This is a genomic window from Streptomyces sp. NPDC048473 (genome assembly GCF_043200155.1).
In the GTDB taxonomy this organism is placed as follows: Bacteria; Actinomycetota; Actinomycetes; order Streptomycetales; family Streptomycetaceae; genus Streptomyces.
Window position 1 is genome coordinate 201,125 of sequence record NZ_JBICXE010000001.1, and the last position, 15,539, is coordinate 216,663.

The window sequence follows — 15,539 nt, forward strand, 5'->3', positions numbered from 1 at the left end:
TTGTGTCGGTCCTGCAACACATCAGGTGCGACGCGGTCAGGCGAGACCCGCCTCCCGCATCTGGCGCAACTCCTTCTTCAACTCACCGACTTCGTCGCGCAGTCGGGCCGCCACCTCGAACTGCAGGTCAGCGGCGGCTGCCCGCATCCGGTCGGTCATCTCCTCGATGATTCCGGCGAGTTCGGTAGCGGGCCGGTCGGTGACCACCGCGCCGCTGCCCCCGGCCTTCTTGGAGCCGGCCGACTTGACGCCCAGCGTGGGAACGGGAGCCTTGGCCCCCTTCCCCTGACGGTAGCCGGTGCCGAGCAGTTGCTCGGTGTCGACCTCCTCGCGGGCGATCGTCGCGACGATGTCGTTGATCTTCTTGCGCAACGGCTGCGGGTCGAGGCCGCGCTCGGTGTTGTAGGCGATCTGCTTCTCGCGGCGGCGATTGGTCTCGTCGATGGCCTGCGCCATCGCCGGGGTGATCTTGTCCGCGTACATATGGACCTGCCCCGACACGTTACGGGCGGCGCGCCCGATGGTCTGGATCAGGGACGTCCCCGAGCGCAGGAAGCCCTGCTTGTCCGCGTCGAGGATGGCGACGAGCGACACCTCGGGCAGGTCGAGGCCCTCGCGCAGGAGGTTGATGCCGACCAGTACGTCGTACTCACCGGAGCGCAGCTCGCGCAGCAGCTCGATGCGGCGCAGGGTGTCGACGTCGCTGTGCAGATAGCGGACCTGGATGCCGAGTTCCAGGAAGTAGTCGGTGAGGTCCTCGGCCATCTTCTTGGTGAGGGTGGTGACCAGGACCCGCTCGTCCTTCTCGGCACGCGTACGGATCTCGTGCACCAGGTCGTCGATCTGGCCCTCGGTGGGCTTGACGACGACCTCCGGGTCGACGAGGCCGGTGGGGCGGATGATCTGCTCCACGAAGCCGTCGCCCCTGGAGAGCTCGTACTTTCCGGGTGTGGCGGAGAGATAGACGGTCTGGTTGATCCGGCCCAGGAACTCCTCCCACTTCAGCGGGCGGTTGTCGAGCGCGGAGGGGAGCCGGAAGCCGTGGTCGACGAGGGTCCGCTTGCGGGAGGCGTCGCCCTCGTACATGGCGCCGATCTGCGGCACGGTGACATGCGACTCGTCGAGGACGAGGAGAAAGTCCTCGGGGAAGTAGTCGAGGAGGGTGTTGGGCGCGGTGCCCGGCGAGCGGCCGTCGAAGTGCATCGAGTAGTTCTCGACGCCGGAGCAGGTGCCGATCTGCCGGAGCATCTCGATGTCGTACGTGGTGCGCATCCGCAGCCGCTGGGCCTCCAGCAGCTTGCCCTGCTTCTCCAGCTCGGCGAGGCGCTGTTCCAGCTCCTGCTCGATGCCGTTGACCGCCTTCTCCATGCGCTCGGGGCCTGCGACGTAGTGGCTGGCGGGGAAGACGTGGAGGGACTGGTCCTCGCTGATGACCTCGCCGGTGAGCGGATGGAGGGTGGAGAGCGCCTCGATCTCGTCGCCGAACATCTCGATGCGGACGGCGAGCTCCTCGTAGACCGGGAAGATCTCGATGGTGTCGCCGCGGACCCGGAAGGTGCCGCGGGCGAACGCGAGGTCGTTGCGGCTGTACTGGATCTCGACGAAGCGGCGCAGCAGCTGGTCGCGGTCGATCTCGTCGCCGACCTTGAGCTGGACCATCCGGTCCACATACTCCTGGGGCGTACCGAGGCCGTAGATGCAGGAGACGGAGGCGACCACGATGACATCGCGCCGGGTGAGCAGCGAATTCGTCGCGGAGTGGCGCAGCCGTTCGACCTCCTCATTGATCGAGGAGTCCTTCTCGATGTAGGTGTCCGACTGCGGGACGTACGCCTCGGGCTGGTAGTAGTCGTAGTACGAGACGAAGTACTCGACGGCGTTGTTGGGCAGCAGCTCGCGGAACTCGTTCGCCAGCTGGGCCGCGAGCGTTTTGTTCGGCGCCATCACGAGGGTGGGGCGCTGCAGCTTCTCGATCATCCAGGCGGTGGTCGCCGACTTGCCGGTGCCGGTCGCGCCGAGCAGGACGACATCCTTCTCATCCGCACGGATGCGCCGCTCCAGCTCGGCGATGGCCGCGGGCTGGTCGCCGCTGGGCTGGTAGGGACTGACGACCTCGAAAGGCGCCACCGAACGTTCGATCTTCGAAACGGGCCGCATGCAACCACCGTACGGCCCACCACTGACAACCGGGCCGGGTCAGCCGTTGTGCCGGGCCGGGGTCACCATTCTCCCGGCGGCGCGGGATCGCGCGGCCGGGAGTGGAACGACGCCGGGTCGGCATGTGTTCCGAACCGCGGGACCTGCCGCTGGGCCGGGATTCCGGGGGGCCGTCCGGCTCCGTCCATTGACCTGGGGTCGTCCCAGTCCGGGGTGCCCATCACCATCAGGGGGTCGAACATCACGACCACCGCGGCAAGGAGCAGGAAGCAGCCGGGGCCGATGAGCAGCGGTACGAGGGGGGCGGTCGTCCCGTCGGCCGAAGCGGTGTCGGCGAGGGCGCCGGGGTGCAGATGGACTCTGAGCGCGGCCATGCCCGTGTAGTGCATGCCGCTTACCGCGACACCCATCACGACGCTGGCGCCGAGACTGGGCAGGAAGCCATGGATGGAGACGGCCGCCCAGAGTGCGGTCGTGGCGGCCACCACGGCTATGACGACGGAGAGGGCCACGGTGATCGTGTCGTACTCGAACTGTCCCTCAAGACGCATTCCGGCCATGCCCAGGTAGTGCATGGTGGCCACGCCGAGCCCGGTGATGGTGCCGCCCGTCACCATTGCCATACGGGTGGCGCCCCGGTATCCGACGATGAAGATGCCGATGGCGACCATGCCGATCGCGACGGCGAGGCTGGCGAAGGTGATCGGTTTGTCGTAGCTGATGGTCACCCCTTCGACGGAGAAGCCGATCATCGCGATGAAGTGCATCGTCCAGATGCCGGAGCCTATGGAGGTCGCGCCGAGGGCCAGCCAGCCGGCCTTGAAGGAACGCTCGGTGCGCAGCGAACGGGTCGTACAGCGCAGCCCGAGGGCCGCACCGAGGCAGGCCATGAGAAAGGCCACGACGGGCGTCACCGCTCCGTAGCTGAAACCGTCGATCGTGCCCTGCATGCTCGTACGCCCTTCGCGGAAGCCCGGGTTCGGGGGTGACCCTAAGGCGCGAGGCCCGGCAGACAAACAGAAGAGCTGCATTTTATCGACATGGAAATCGGCCCGTGCCCCGGTCTCAACAGCGGCGTTCACGATGTGGCCATCCTTGGCCTGTCCCTCGTTGGGGGGCGGCTGCCACTCTCGGCCCGTCCGTAACTCTGACGCAAGGAGTACACGTGTACGCACGCACCGCAACCGCCGCCGTCGCTGCCGCCGCCCTCATGGGTGCCGGCGCATTGCTGATGTCGACCGCCGATACGCAGACCACGGGCGGGGGCACGGCCACGGCCGGGCACACGAGCACGGGCGCGGGCATCCGGACCGTGAGCACCCGGACCGCGGACGCGAAGCCGGGCGCCCCGGCCGTCTTCGCCCACCGGGGCGCTTGCGCCTATGCGCCGGAGAACACTCTGGCCGCCGTCGACAAGGCCGACGCCCTCGGCTTCGACTGGGTGGAGAACGACGTCCAGTTCACCAAGGACGGTGTGCTGGTGGTCGTGCACGACACCGATCTGAAGCGGACCACCGACGTCGAGGAGGTCTTCCCGGACCGTGCGCCGTGGGCGGTCAAGGACTTCACGGCCGCCGAGATCGCCCGGCTGGACGCGGGCAGCTGGTTCGGTCCGCAGTTCGCCGGAACCCGGGTGCCCACCCTCAAGCAGTATCTGGACCGGATCGAGCGCAACCACCAGAAGCTGCTGCTGGAGATCAAGAGCCCGGAGATCTACCCGGGCATCGAGAAGGAGACTCTGCGGGTGCTGAGCCAGAAGGGATGGCTCGACCGCAATCACGTAAAGAACAGGCTCGTCATCCAGAGCTTCGGCGCGGACAGCGTGAAGAAGGTGCACCAGCAGCGTCCGGACATCACGACCGGCTTCCTCGGCACCCCCGCGGTGGCCGACCTGCCCTCGTACGCGGCGTTCACCGACCAGATCAACCCCTCGTACACGTCGATCTCCGCCGGCTATGTGAAGGCGGTGCATGCGCTGAAGGGCGCCCACGGCAAGAAGCTCCGGGTCAACACCTGGACGGTCAACGACGCGGGGAATGCGGCGAAGGTGGCGGGCTTCGGCGTCGACGGAATCATCACCAACACACCCGATGTGGTGCGCGAGGCCACGGGCTGACAACTCGGCCGACCCGTTTCCGCGGCCCGATGTCAGCGGCCGGTCGTACGGTGGTTCCCATGAACAGCAACGGGGTTGTCGAGTGGGCCGTCGTCGAGAGCGGCATCGGCCCGCTGCTGCTTGCCGCGACCGACGCGGGACTGGTGAGCGTGGCCTTCCACGCCCGTCCCGAGGTGCGGGAGAAGGCGGTCGAGCAGTTGCGGACGCGACTCGGTGCGGAGCCGGTGGAAAGTCCCGGCTCCGCACGGCTCGCCGAGCCGATACGCCAGCTCGCGGCGTATTTCGCGGGCTCGTTGCGGGAGTTCTCGCTCGACCTGGACTGGTCGCTGACCTCCGGCTTCAACCGCCAGGTGCTCCGCGAGCTGGCGGCCGGTGTGCCGTACGGGGCGGTCGTCGGATACGGGGACCTCGCCGGGCGCGTGGGGCAGCCGGGGGCGGCGCAGGCGGTCGGGGCGGCCATGGGGTCCAATCCGCTGCCGGTGGTGGTGCCGTGCCATCGGGTGGTGGAGAGCGACGGCGGACTCGGCGGGTTCGGCGGAGGTCTCGAAACCAAGCGGAAGCTGCTGGCTCTGGAGGGCGTACTGCCCCAGCCGCTGTTCTGAGTCGGGTCGCCAAGGCCTGGTTCTGCGCACCGGGTCACCCTGCTCGGCGCCTGTCCGTACGGCCCGGACCCGGTTTCGCACCTGTGCACGGGCTGGCACACTGCGTCAGTGACCAACACCCTCGATGCACCTGACACCCCCACCGGGCCCGGCCACCCCGTCGGCCGGGTCACGGCGGCCGAGCTGCCGGGACTGCGGCGCAGAACATCCGCGGTGCTCATAGCCAGCCAGATACTCGGCGGCCTCGGCGTGCCCATCGGTATCGCCCTGGCCCCCGTCCTGGCCACGGAGGTGAGCGGCTCCGAGGCGCTGTCCGGTCTGGCCCCGACCGCGTCGGTGACGGGTACCGCGCTGCTCTCGCTGCCGCTGGCCGCGCTGATGACCTCGCGCGGCCGGCGCCCCGGTCTCGTACTGGCGTATCTGATCGGTGCGCTCGGCGCGGGGCTCGTGGTGCTGGCCACCGTCGTGGAGAGCTTCCCGCTACTGCTGCTCGGCATGGCCGGGTTCGGTGCCGGTTCCTCGGCCAATCTGCAGGCCCGGTTCGCCGCCGCGGATCTGGTCGAGCCCGACCGGCGCGGCCGCGCGATCTCCACCGTCATCTGGGCGACGACGATCGGTTCGGTTCTGGGGCCGAACATCGCGGCCCCGGTGGGGCATGTCTTCCGCGGCACCGCGATATCCGAGAAGGCGGGCCCGTTCCTCTTCGCAGCCGGGATCTTCCTGCTGGCGGCCGTGATGGTCGGAGTGCTGCTGCGGCCGGACCCGCTGCTCACCGCGCGGGCGCTGGCGCCGCAGGACAACGAGTCCCCCGCAGGCCGTTCACTGCGTGCCGGTGTCGCAGCGGTCCGGGCGTCGCCGATGGCGCGGCTGGCGCTGGTGACGGTGGCCGTCTCGCACACCGCGATGGTCTCGATCATGGTGATGACCCCGGTCGATCTGGGCCATCACGGCGCCGGGCTCCAGCTGATCGGCCTGGTCATCAGCGGCCACATCGCGGGTATGTACGCGTTCTCCCCGGTGATGGGCTGGCTGTCGGACCGGTTCGGCCGGCTGGCCGTGATCGGTCTGGCGGTCGGGCTGCTCTCCTGCGCCGCACTACTGGCCGGCACCGCGGGCCCCAGCCACGGTCAGACGGCGGCAGGCCTGTTCATGCTCGGGCTCGGCTGGTCGGCCGGGCTGGTCGCCGGTTCGGCGCTGCTCACCGACTCCGTACCGCAGCCCGCCCGCGCCGCCGTGCAGGGTCTGTCGGACCTGACCATGAACACGGCGGCGGGCATCGGCGGTGCGATCGCCGGAGTGATCGTCGCCCGGGCGAGCTACGGCTGGCTGAACGTGGTCGGAGCATGTCTGCTGCTGCCGATGGCGGCGCTGGCGCTGCGCCGGGCGCTCGCCCGGCCGGCCGCACCTGCCGCGTCCGCCTCACCTGACGCAGCCACCGCACCAGCACCCACTGCACCCGCCACCGACCTCTGAGGTTTCAGAGGCTTCAGAGGCTGATGTGGTACGCCTTGCGCAGCGTCTCGTGCACGGTCCACGTCGTACGGTCGCCCTCGCGCAGCACGCAGGCGTCACCCGGCCCGATCTCCAGCGTCGTGCCGCCCTCGACCACCACGGTCGCGCGCCCGCTGACGACCACGAACAGCTCGTTGGCCTCTGTGTCGGTGACCACGCCCGGCGTGATCTGCCAGATCCCGCGCACCTGCTTGCCGTCGGGCGACTCCCAGAGCACCTTTCCGGTCACCACGGGCTCGCCCGAGACGATCTGTGCGGGGTCGAGCGGTTCCGGTTCGAGTTCGGCGTCCGGAATGTGCACGGCGAACGAGGCGGGAGCTTGATCAAGTGTGGTCATGGCCGGTCACCCTAGCGACCGCTTCGGGGCGACTTGCCACCAGGACCGGGAGAACATGCGGAGGGGGCGGGTGATCCGGCCGGTGTCCCGGCCGGACGTTTGAGGTCGATGCGCCCGCGACAGGGATGTGGACATGTCACTGAATGCGTCGCACAGCGCACACGCCTACACTCCCGCCCTCTCCACCGAGGTACAGGCGGCCCTCGCCACGCACCACCCCGTCGTGGCTCTGGAGTCGACGATCATCGCCCACGGTCTGCCGCGCCCCCGCAATCTGCAGGTCGCCGAGGAACTCGAAGGGCTCGTACGGTCCGCGGGCGCGGTGCCCGCCACCATCGCGGTACTCGACGGACAGGCCCACATCGGCCTGGACAAGGCCCAGTTGGAGCGGGTCGCCGCGGACCCGGCGATGCGGAAGCTGGGACACCGGGACCTCGCACCGGCCCTGGCGGCGGGCACGAGCGGGGCGACGACCGTGTCCGCGACGGCGTTCCTGGCCGCACACGCGGGCCTGCGCGTCTTCGCGACCGGCGGCCTCGGCGGCGTACACCGGGAATGGACGCAGACCCAGGACGAGTCCGCGGACCTCCGGCTCCTCGCACAGACCGGCATCACTGTGGTGTGCGCGGGGGTGAAGTCGATCCTGGACGTCCCCGCCACGCTGCAGCGCCTGGAAACGCTCGGTGTCGGAGTGCTCGGTTACGGCACCGACCGCTTCCCCGGCTTCTATCTGAACAGCTCGGGCGAGCCGGTCGACTGGACGGTGCGGACGCCCGAGGAGGTCGCGGAGGTGATGCGGGCCCAGGACGCGCTCGGCGGTCCCGGTTCCGCGCTGATCGTCGCCAACCCCGTATCCGTGGAGGACCAGTTGGATCCCGCACTCCACGACCGCGTTCTGACCGAGGCCCTTGCCGAATGCCGCGAGCGCGGCATCGTGGGCCAGGCCGTCACACCGTTCCTGCTGGACCAGTTGATGCGGAAAACCGGGGGCGCCTCGCTGGAGGCCAATCTGGCGGCCGTACGCGGAAACGTATCGCTTGCCGCGCGGATCTCCGGCGCATGGGCCGCCGCCGCACAGGACCCGGCAGTGCACGGGGACGCACAGGACACGGCATCACACCGGGACCCGGCGGCCGGCCGATGACCGACGGCGGCCTTCTCGTCGTCGGCGACGTGGTCACGGATGTTGTGGCCCGGCACGGAACGGCGCTGATCCACGGTACGGACACCTCGGCCCGGATCCGCACCCTCCCCGGCGGCGCGGGCGCCAACGTCGCCTGCTGGGCGGCGCGTTCGGGCTGTCCCGACGTACGGCTGCTGGCCCGGGTCGGCGCCGACAGTGCGGCCTGGCACCGGGACGCGCTACAGCGGGCGGGGGTGCGTTGCCTGCTGGCCGTGGACGACGACGTACCGACCGCCACCGTCGTCGCCCTCGTCGATTCCGCCGCCGAGCGCACCTTCCTCACCGACAGCGGCGCCGTGCTCCGCCTCTCCCCCGACGACTGGTCGCCGTCGATGCTCGACGGCATCGCTCATCTCCATCTCTCCGGGTACCTCCTCTTCGCCACGACAAGCCGGGCAACAGCCCTGCTCGCTCTGCGGGAGGCCCGTCGGCGGCAGATCACGGTGAGCGTCGACCCGGCTTCGGCCGGTTTTCTCGCCGAGCTGGGCGTCGACCGGTTCCTGACAGCCGTGGAGGGCGCGGATCTGCTGCTGCCCAATGCGGACGAGGCCCGGCTGCTCACCGGACTGCCCGAACCGGCGGACGCCGCAGCCAAGTTGAGCCTTCAGGTGCCCCGGGTGGTCGTCACACTCGGCGAGGGCGGAGCCCTGCTGGCCGCCGCGGGCGCGGTGACCCGGCACATCCCGGCTGTTCAGGTGCGGGGCGCCGTGGACTCGACGGGCGCGGGCGATGCGTTCACCGGCGGCTTTCTCGCGGCGCACCTGTCGGGGGCGGACGACGCCTCGGCCGTCGAGGCAGGCTGCCGGTCGGGGGCGGAGGCGGTCACCACCGTGGGGGGCCGCCCCGGCCCCTGACGCACCCGGCTTCCCGGTCCGCGACGCGCCCGGCTCCCCGGCCCATGACGCACCGGCTCCCCGGATCAGCCCGGACCGCTACCCGCCCCGACCCCACCCGGTCCAGGCGGGGTGCAGCGGATCGTCGGCCCGTACGACCGCATCCGCGTGGCCGCCGGGCGCCACCTCGTCCTCGTACCGCGCAAAAGCGGGCAGGGTCCAACGCTCGCCCTCCTCGGTACGCCGCCGCAGTGCGCCCGGCGACAACCGCAGATGAACACTCAGGTCGAACGGGAACCAGTGCCCCAGCAACAACGGGCCGTGCACCACCAACACGCCACCCTCAGGCAGGAGTTGATACGGCGTACGCGTGGCCCGGTCCGTCACCGGATCCCAGAGATCGGACAGCACCCGCCCGCTCCCGCCCGCCTCCAGCGGCCCGAACACCTCGCGCCACAACGCGCCCGTGTCGAACCAGCTGTCGTAGTACGAGTCGGGGTCCTCCTTGCCGTACTCGTACCGAAGACTCGCCGGCCGCAGGAACCCCTCGGTGGACACGGCAAGCACCGCCCGCCCCCGGACCCGCAGCGCCTGTGCGACTCGCCCGGCCAACTCCCCGGTACGGGCTGCCGGAGCACCGTCGACGGCAACCTTCAGCCAGGGGCCGGCGTCGGCCGGCTTCAGACCGTCGGCGTGCGCGGCAAAGGCTTCGGCCAGCCGCTCCCAGGTGATCGCTTCACATCGCACGCACCCATCATCACCCCGGCCTCGCGCGTCAGCGCCGGCCGTCCTGACGGCGGGGTGCTTCCTCGTCCATCCCCGCCAGGTGGTTCTCGGCAAGGCGCACCACGTGGCCGGCAAGCGAGCGCAGGCCCGGTTCCCGGTCTGCGGCCGTGTCGGCGAGGCGGCCGATATCGGCGAACCACTGCCCGGTGACGCGGTGCGGCGCGTCGATGCGCCGGAAGCCGCGCTCCAGCAGCCCCTGGGCGGTCTGTGGCTGCCCGCGCAGTACGGCCTTTGTCGCGGCGACCGCATTGGCCAGCGCGCTTGCGGGCCGCGACCAGTCGTCACCGCGCGCCGCAGGGTTGTCCTGGTCGTAGTCGGCCTGGTGGGCGACCGATGACGCCCCGATCTCCAGGTCCACGCGCCAGAAGAGCGGAAGCCCGCGGAAAGCGGCGAAGAGCAGCCGCCGCTTGCGGGAGTTCTGCAGCTCGGGGTCTGTACGCAGGAAGTCGAGGGGCCGAACCGCTTCGAGTATGTCCCGGGCGGCGGTGGCACACGCGTCGAAGCGGTCGTCGGGCACCGTCCAGGCAATGTCGATGTCGCTGTACGCATCCGCTGTTCCGCGGGCGAGCGAGCCCTTCAGCTCGGCGCGCGAGCCGGGGCAGTGGGCGGCGAGTGCGCGCAGCAGGTCCTGTGCGAATGCGGCGCGCCGCGCCGGGTCGAGATCATCCGCGCCCTTCTCGCTCTTCGGGCTGTCCACATTCACGACCGCTCGCCCTTGTCGTTCACAACGCTCCGTCCCCTGCGAGTCCGGGATCCGGTCCTCATTCTGACGCACCATCACGGAGACGTGACGTTTGGTTCACTCATCCGGCGGTCACTCGCCGCGGAGTTCAGCGGCAAGCGGCCCGCCGCCCGACACCTCGATGCGCCCGTCCTTGACGGCCTCGGCGAGCGTCAACTCACCCTGCCCGAGCGCCAGACAGACCTCGGCGTCGAGTGCGATGCGGGCATCGGCATGGGCGGCGGGACCATCCCCGTACATAGCCGCACCGGCCATCGCGCCACCGGCGCGCACATGGAACTCTCCCTCGTCCAGAAGGACTTCGACGACTCCCGCATGGGTCAGCCCGTCCAGCGCGCGCAGCAGCGGGAGCGCGAACCAGTGCGCCCGTACCGCATCGGTGGGCCGCCGCTCGGTGAGCGCGGGCGCACCCCATTCGGCGAGCGCGGCAAGTACGGGCAGCAGCCCGTGGCCGCGCTCCGTCAGTTCGTACACCGAGGCCGCGGCGGGCGGCGGAAGCCGGCGTCGGGTGGCCAGGCCGCTCTGCTCCATGTCCTTGAGCCGGGAGGCGAGGACGTCCGTACTGACGCCCGGCAGGTCGGCGTGGAGGTCGGTGTAACGGCGGGGGCCCGCCAGCAGTTCACGGACGATCAGCAGGGTCCACCGGTCGCCCACGGAATCGAGGGAGCGTGCGGTGGCGCAGAACTGGTCGTAACTCCGGCGGCGGGCCGAGCGTGTTGCGGACTGTTGCTGACGTGGCATGCGACGCAGTCTAGACATGTTGTTGGACTTTCCAAGCCCGAGCTTGGTAAAACCAAGTATCGCAATCAGATCGGGGAGGCCACCGCATGGAATTCCGGCAGTCCAGCAAGCTCGACGAGGTCTGTTACGAGATCCGGGGCCCGGTCATCGAGCACGCCAACGCCCTGGAGGAGGCGGGGCACAGCGTGCTCCGCCTCAACACGGGCAACCCCGCGCTCTTCGGCTTCGAGGCACCGGAGGAGATCGTCCAGGACATGATCCGGATGCTTCCGCAGGCCCACGGCTACACCGATTCGCGCGGCATCCTGTCCGCCCGCCGGGCGGTGGCGCAGCGCTACCAGGCCATGGGGCTGACGGACGTCGGGGTCGACGACATCTTCCTCGGCAACGGCGTCTCCGAGCTGATCTCCATGGCCGTCCAGGCGCTGCTGGAGGACGGTGACGAGGTGCTCATCCCGTCCCCCGACTATCCGCTGTGGACCGCGGTGGTGACCCTCGCAGGCGGCAAGGCCGTGCACTACACCTGCGACGAGGCCTCGGACTGGAACCCGGACCTCGCGGACATGGCGTCGAAGATCACCGACCGCACCAAGGCAGTCGTGATCATCAACCCGAACAACCCGACCGGCGCCGTCTATCCGCGCGAGGTCCTCGAAGGCATCCTCGATCTGGCGCGCAGGCACGGCCTGATGGTGTTCGCCGACGAGATCTACGACCAGATCCTCTACGACGACGCCGAGCACCACAACGTGGCGTCCCTCGCCCCCGACCTGATCTGCCTCACCTTCAGCGGTCTGTCCAAGACGTACCGCGTGGCGGGCTTCCGCTCCGGCTGGATGGTGGTCTCCGGCCCGCAGCAGCACGCCCGTAACTATCTGGAGGGGCTGACCACTCTAGCCTCCATGCGCCTGTGCCCCAACGCGCCCGCGCAGTACGCCATCCAGGCGGCGCTCGGCGGCCGGCAGTCCATCCGGGAACTGGTCGTGCCCGGCGGCAGGCTGTACGAGCAGCGCAACCGGGCCTGGGAGAAGCTGAACGAGATTCCCGGTGTGTCGTGCGTGAAGCCGAAGGGCGCGCTGTACGCATTCCCGCGCATCGACCCGAAGGTGCATCCGATCGTCGACGACGAGAAGTTCGTCCTGGATCTGCTGTTGCGGGAGAAGATCCAGGTCGTGCAGGGCACCGGCTTCAACTGGCCGCGGCCCGACCACTTCCGGATCCTGACACTCCCGTACGCTGACGATCTCGACGCGGCGATCAGCCGCATCGGCCGCTTCCTGACCGGATACCGCCAGTGATCGGATGCCCCTGGTGACCTGCCCCGCCTGCCGTGTTCCCGTCCTCACCCAGTTCGCCTCGTTCGAACTCGTCGGCCCGATCGTGGAGGGCGGACTCGATCCGGCCACCGACCCGGCCTGGGCGGAGTCGGGCGCGGCGTCACCGGCCGAGTATGCGCGCTGGTCAGGTCATCTGTGCGGTATGACCTGCCTGCGCATGGCGCTCGGCGCCGGGGCCCCGTCCCTGTTCGCGCTGCGCGACGGGGCGCTCAAGTACGGCGCGTACACGGAGGATGCGCAGGGGGTGATCCGGGGCCTGATCTACGCCCCCTTCGCGGAGTACGTACAGGAGGCGCACGGCCTCGACGCCACGGTCCACCGCCATCTCTCGTCGCAGGAGATCCTCGGTCTGCTCGACGCCGGCCGGAGGGTCATGGCCTCGGTGCACTACGGCATCCGCCATCCGCAGCGGCCCGCTCCGGGGCGGGGCGGGCACCTGGTGCTGCTGACGTCCCGCACGGCCGACGGCACCGGCGTCCACTTCCACAACCCGTCCGGCACGACGGCCACAACGCGTGCCGCGGAGCTTGCGCTGCCCGACTTCGAGCGCTTCTTCGCGGGGCGCGGGGTGTCACTGCCCGCGGGCGTGTGACCGGACGCGCCGGGAAACGGGAGCGGGCCCGGGGGCGTAGCCGGCCCCCGAGCCCTGAAGATGCCACCCATGCGGCACGCCGACACTTTTAAGGACCCGTGTCAGGTTTATGTCGTCGCGTCCTGCCTTTAGACGACCGCAGATCGAAGCTCTGCGGGCCGGAGTCGAACCGGCATCTCGACGCCCATGGGCACGGGCCCGATTGATTCGGCGATCGGTGGCGAATGCTGAGTCTGGAGCAAGAGTCTGAGATTGATCGCGGTCTGCCTCTGCCAGTTGGGCCACCCCGGCCCGTTCATGTGCGGAGAACGCACAGAATGCCGGGAGGAGGACTCGAACCTCCACTGGAACCACGTCGTCACGACAAGCTTCAGTTTCAGCTTGCGCTCCTCGCGCACCCCGGCCGAAGTGCTTCGGCCGGGGAATCCATGGTCGGTTACCCGAAGAGGTAACCGAATACCGCATCACCCACCCGCTGGTCGGTGACGTCCACGCCGTTGGCTTCCTCGCGGGCGAACTTCACGGCCTGCTGAAGCTTCTCGACCCGGTCCAGCAGTTCGTTGACCCGCCGTGCGGGGAGGGCTCCGGAGAACTTCACAGTCGTCCAGTACCCGATCGGAATGTCCTCGTAGTACACCTCGACCTGCGCCGGGTGCTTCTCGGTGGCCTCCGCCTTCACATGGTTGCGGGGCACCTTCTTCGTACGAAGAGTCCTCACCGGCTCGGTCTTCCAGGAGTCCGTCGACGGGTCCTGGGTCCAGGCCTCGGAGGCATCGAGCACCGGAAGCTTGCGAACAAAGGTATTGATGTCCGTCAGCTGCTTCTCCAGGAAGAGCAGATACGACACCGGCACATCGCTCACGAGCACGCGTCCGTCGACCTTCACATCCGCGCGTGCCGAACAGTTCGCCCAGTCCTTCGTGGCGGTCACATCGAAGAGCCGGGTCAGGGTCGTCGCGGTCTCCCCCAGCACGTCCTCGGCCTTGATCTGCACCAGGGTCGACTCGGGCGGCAACTGCTCGCCCTCTTCGTCCTTGGGCTGATACGTCCGGGAGATCCCGGCGAGCAGACCGGTCTTCTGAAGGCCGTGATGCGCCGCCGTCAGGTCCTGGTGAGCCTTGGACTTGACGCCCTTCTCCACTGCGATGATCTGATTGAGTTTCGCCACGTCGAGGAAACTAACAGCGCCGAGCCGCCTGGGGCCAAGGGTTTTCGCGGCGACTGCTCCACGGGGCGCAGCGGGGTTTCGGCGGGCCCGCGGGCCGACCCGTACGGGTGGTTTCCGGCGGATGCTCATGTCCTGCCGCCGTCCGGCGGGGGCCGCTTGTCACAGTGAGCCGCGCACATCCGCGCCGCAGGCCCGCGCAGACTCCGCCCTCACGGGCCCCGAAGGAAGGTTCCCGCCGTGCCTCGCTTCCCTCACTTCACCAGCCCGAAGGGGCTCAACGGCCCGAAGCAGCGCACCGCGCTCTCCGCGGCCGCCACCGCCCTGGCTGTACTGGCCGTGGGCACGCCCGTCGCGTACGCCACACTCGGCAACGATGCCTCCTCCGCCTCGCAGTCGGCGGCGTCGGCCGGTGCCGCGCGCGGGAAGGCCTACATCGAGACCCGGCTGTTCTTCGGCACCGAACGTCCTGACGGCGGACCGGACGTGACCGATCGTCAATTCCTCGCGTTCATCGACGAGGAGGTCACGCCGCGCTTCCCGAACGGGCTGACCATCCAGGACGGCCGGGGGCAGTGGCGGGATTCCCACGGGGTGATCGAACGGGAGCGCAGTTACGAACTGACCCTGCTCTACCCGGCGTCCGAGGCACGCCTGCGCGACGTCCAGATCGAGCGGATCCGGAACGCCTACGAGAAGGCGTACGCCCAGGACTCGGTGGCCCGGATCGAGGAGCGCACGACCGCCGACTTCTGACACCACCCGTCGCCCTGCCGCACCGCTCCCCGGTCATGCTGCCGTACGGGCCCCGCGCCCGTACGGCCGATTGAGCCGGCGCGCCAGCCCATGCGCTCCCGCGACGGCGACCGGGAGGAGCGCCGGCGTCGCTGCCGCCGCGCCGACGCCGCCGCTCTCGATACCGGCCGCCTTCAGCCGCCGCGCGGCCCAGAGCGAGTACGGGACAACAACGGTCGGCGCCGTCGCGACCCCCGGTGTGTAGCCGCGGTACGCCAGCGACTGCGCCATGTGGACGACGCCGTGCAGCCCGAATCCGACCAGTACGGTCCGTCTGATCGCCCTCACCGGACAGATCATCGGCCTGCTCACCGACGGGCGTACGGAACCGGTCGCCCGCGCCATGACCTCGGGCACCGGCCTGCCGGACGACGAACTCGCCGCCCTCACCCGCGACTTCTTCGCCGATCGGTTCACCCGCGAGCAGCCGGTCTTCGCCCGCGCCGACGCCCGTGGTGAACTCCCCGAGGACGCCGACCCGATGCTGCTGCTGGACCTGATCGCGGGGGCGGTCTGGATGCGGGTGATGCTCCGCCGCGAACCGGTACCGCCGCACTTCGCCCGCGATGTCGTCGATGCCGTGCTGCCGCGCTGAGGGTGGCCCCGGGGCGGTCGGGTACTGTGCCGCGGCCGGGTACCGG

17 protein-coding genes and 1 pseudogene are annotated in these 15,539 nt (G+C 69.8%); 9 read left to right on the forward strand and 9 right to left on the reverse strand.

From position 1 onward, the window contains the following. Positions 1-36 precede the first annotated feature (36 nt). Together uvrB and ACGFU7_RS00980 are read right to left on the reverse strand one after the other, a co-directional pair. A complete protein-coding gene (gene uvrB / locus ACGFU7_RS00975) occupies positions 37-2,157 on the reverse strand; it encodes an excinuclease ABC subunit UvrB (protein ID WP_393690987.1) in 2,121 nt (706 codons plus the stop codon). Positions 2,158-2,219: 62 nt separating this feature from the next. Beyond that, a complete protein-coding gene (locus tag ACGFU7_RS00980; RefSeq protein ID WP_393690989.1) occupies positions 2,220-3,107 on the reverse strand; it encodes an MHYT domain-containing protein in 888 nt (295 codons plus the stop codon). Positions 3,108-3,322: 215 nt separating this feature from the next. On the opposite strand from ACGFU7_RS00980, the gene ACGFU7_RS00985 reads away from it, so the two are divergent. From ACGFU7_RS00985 to ACGFU7_RS00995, 3 genes are all read left to right on the forward strand, one after another. Further along, on the forward strand, positions 3,323-4,273 hold the full coding sequence (locus ACGFU7_RS00985; RefSeq protein ID WP_393690991.1) for a glycerophosphodiester phosphodiesterase: 951 nt from the start codon (positions 3,323-3,325) through the stop codon (positions 4,271-4,273). 59 nt (positions 4,274-4,332) lie between these two features. Further along, positions 4,333-4,875, forward strand: coding sequence for a methylated-DNA--[protein]-cysteine S-methyltransferase (locus tag ACGFU7_RS00990; RefSeq protein ID WP_393690993.1), 543 nt, complete (start codon positions 4,333-4,335; stop codon positions 4,873-4,875). Positions 4,876-4,983: 108 nt separating this feature from the next. Beyond that, positions 4,984-6,348 (forward strand): MFS transporter, encoded by a 1,365-nt coding sequence (locus tag ACGFU7_RS00995; RefSeq protein WP_393690995.1) that lies wholly within the window; start codon positions 4,984-4,986, stop codon positions 6,346-6,348. Between the two features lie 13 nt (positions 6,349-6,361). On the opposite strand, the gene ACGFU7_RS01000 is transcribed toward ACGFU7_RS00995, so the two are convergent. Further along, complete coding sequence (locus tag ACGFU7_RS01000; RefSeq protein ID WP_393690997.1) at positions 6,362-6,724, reverse strand: cupin domain-containing protein; 363 nt, start codon at positions 6,722-6,724, stop codon at positions 6,362-6,364. Positions 6,725-6,857: 133 nt separating this feature from the next. Between ACGFU7_RS01000 and ACGFU7_RS01005 the strand changes: the two genes are divergently transcribed. Both ACGFU7_RS01005 and ACGFU7_RS01010 read left to right on the forward strand, forming a co-directional pair. Next, positions 6,858-7,868: a pseudouridine-5'-phosphate glycosidase gene (locus tag ACGFU7_RS01005; protein WP_393690999.1), complete on the forward strand. Its 1,011-nt coding sequence runs from the start codon at positions 6,858-6,860 to the stop codon at positions 7,866-7,868. Next, positions 7,865-8,761 carry a carbohydrate kinase family protein gene (locus tag ACGFU7_RS01010; protein WP_393691001.1) on the forward strand — a complete coding sequence of 299 codons (897 nt, stop codon included), beginning with the start codon at positions 7,865-7,867 and terminating at the stop codon, positions 8,759-8,761. The genes ACGFU7_RS01005 and ACGFU7_RS01010 overlap by 4 nt, the downstream gene beginning before the upstream one ends. 78 nt (positions 8,762-8,839) lie before the next feature. Here the strand turns inward: ACGFU7_RS01010 and ACGFU7_RS01015 are convergent, their stop codons facing one another. The 3 genes from ACGFU7_RS01015 to ACGFU7_RS01025 form a co-directional block, all read right to left on the reverse strand. Continuing rightward, the gene (locus tag ACGFU7_RS01015; RefSeq protein WP_393691002.1) at positions 8,840-9,487 is read right to left on the reverse strand and encodes a uridine kinase; all 648 of its coding nucleotides are present in this window, start codon (positions 9,485-9,487) and stop codon (positions 8,840-8,842) included. 28 nt (positions 9,488-9,515) lie between these two features. Beyond that, positions 9,516-10,229: a nucleotidyltransferase domain-containing protein gene (locus tag ACGFU7_RS01020; protein WP_393691004.1), complete on the reverse strand. Its 714-nt coding sequence runs from the start codon at positions 10,227-10,229 to the stop codon at positions 9,516-9,518. A gap of 111 nt (positions 10,230-10,340) precedes the next feature. Next, on the reverse strand, positions 10,341-11,009 hold the full coding sequence (locus ACGFU7_RS01025; RefSeq protein WP_393691005.1) for a winged helix-turn-helix transcriptional regulator: 669 nt from the start codon (positions 11,007-11,009) through the stop codon (positions 10,341-10,343). An 86-nt stretch (positions 11,010-11,095) separates the two neighbouring features. On the opposite strand from ACGFU7_RS01025, the gene ACGFU7_RS01030 reads away from it, so the two are divergent. Continuing rightward, positions 11,096-12,307: a pyridoxal phosphate-dependent aminotransferase gene (locus tag ACGFU7_RS01030; RefSeq protein WP_393691007.1), complete on the forward strand. Its 1,212-nt coding sequence runs from the start codon at positions 11,096-11,098 to the stop codon at positions 12,305-12,307. A gap of 13 nt (positions 12,308-12,320) precedes the next feature. Continuing rightward, positions 12,321-12,938, forward strand: coding sequence for a peptidase (locus ACGFU7_RS01035; RefSeq protein WP_393691809.1), 618 nt, complete (start codon positions 12,321-12,323; stop codon positions 12,936-12,938). Between the two features lie 318 nt (positions 12,939-13,256). Here ACGFU7_RS01035 and ACGFU7_RS01040 read toward each other — a convergent pair. Together ACGFU7_RS01040 and ACGFU7_RS01045 are read right to left on the reverse strand one after the other, a co-directional pair. After that, positions 13,257-13,342: pseudogene (locus ACGFU7_RS01040) on the reverse strand. A gap of 32 nt (positions 13,343-13,374) precedes the next feature. After that, positions 13,375-14,106 (reverse strand): hypothetical protein, encoded by a 732-nt coding sequence (locus ACGFU7_RS01045; protein ID WP_393691009.1) that lies wholly within the window; start codon positions 14,104-14,106, stop codon positions 13,375-13,377. A 237-nt stretch (positions 14,107-14,343) separates the two neighbouring features. Here ACGFU7_RS01045 and ACGFU7_RS01050 point away from each other — a divergent pair, with 237 nt between their 5' ends. Next, the gene (locus ACGFU7_RS01050; protein ID WP_393691011.1) at positions 14,344-14,859 is read left to right on the forward strand and encodes a DUF3574 domain-containing protein; all 516 of its coding nucleotides are present in this window, start codon (positions 14,344-14,346) and stop codon (positions 14,857-14,859) included. Between the two features lie 33 nt (positions 14,860-14,892). Here ACGFU7_RS01050 and ACGFU7_RS01055 read toward each other — a convergent pair whose 3' ends face one another. Further along, on the reverse strand, positions 14,893-15,243 hold the full coding sequence (locus tag ACGFU7_RS01055; RefSeq protein ID WP_393691013.1) for an HXXEE domain-containing protein: 351 nt from the start codon (positions 15,241-15,243) through the stop codon (positions 14,893-14,895). Between ACGFU7_RS01055 and ACGFU7_RS01060 the strand changes: the two genes are divergently transcribed. Next, on the forward strand, positions 15,128-15,493 hold the full coding sequence (locus ACGFU7_RS01060) for a TetR-like C-terminal domain-containing protein (RefSeq protein WP_393691015.1): 366 nt from the start codon (positions 15,128-15,130) through the stop codon (positions 15,491-15,493). The two genes, ACGFU7_RS01055 and ACGFU7_RS01060, sit on opposite strands and share 116 nt — an antisense overlap. Positions 15,494-15,539: the final 46 nt, after the last annotated feature.

Excerpts from the sequence above, each read along its gene's own strand:
- uvrB (WP_393690987.1), bottom strand. The coding sequence starts at position 2,157 with ATGCGGCCCGTTTCGAAGATCGAACGTTCGGTGGCGCCTTTCGAGGTC.
- ACGFU7_RS00980 (WP_393690989.1), bottom strand. The coding sequence starts at position 3,107 with ATGCAGGGCACGATCGACGGTTTCAGCTACGGAGCGGTGACGCCCGTC.
- ACGFU7_RS00990 (WP_393690993.1), top strand. The coding sequence starts at position 4,333 with ATGAACAGCAACGGGGTTGTCGAGTGGGCCGTCGTCGAGAGCGGCATC.
- ACGFU7_RS01000 (WP_393690997.1), bottom strand. The coding sequence starts at position 6,724 with ATGACCACACTTGATCAAGCTCCCGCCTCGTTCGCCGTGCACATTCCG.
- ACGFU7_RS01005 (WP_393690999.1), top strand. The coding sequence starts at position 6,858 with ATGTCACTGAATGCGTCGCACAGCGCACACGCCTACACTCCCGCCCTC.
- ACGFU7_RS01010 (WP_393691001.1), top strand. The coding sequence starts at position 7,865 with ATGACCGACGGCGGCCTTCTCGTCGTCGGCGACGTGGTCACGGATGTT.
- ACGFU7_RS01025 (WP_393691005.1), bottom strand. The coding sequence starts at position 11,009 with ATGCCACGTCAGCAACAGTCCGCAACACGCTCGGCCCGCCGCCGGAGT.
- ACGFU7_RS01030 (WP_393691007.1), top strand. The coding sequence starts at position 11,096 with ATGGAATTCCGGCAGTCCAGCAAGCTCGACGAGGTCTGTTACGAGATC.
- ACGFU7_RS01060 (WP_393691015.1), top strand. The coding sequence starts at position 15,128 with ATGTGGACGACGCCGTGCAGCCCGAATCCGACCAGTACGGTCCGTCTG.
- ACGFU7_RS01055 (WP_393691013.1), bottom strand. The coding sequence starts at position 15,243 with ATGGCGCGGGCGACCGGTTCCGTACGCCCGTCGGTGAGCAGGCCGATG.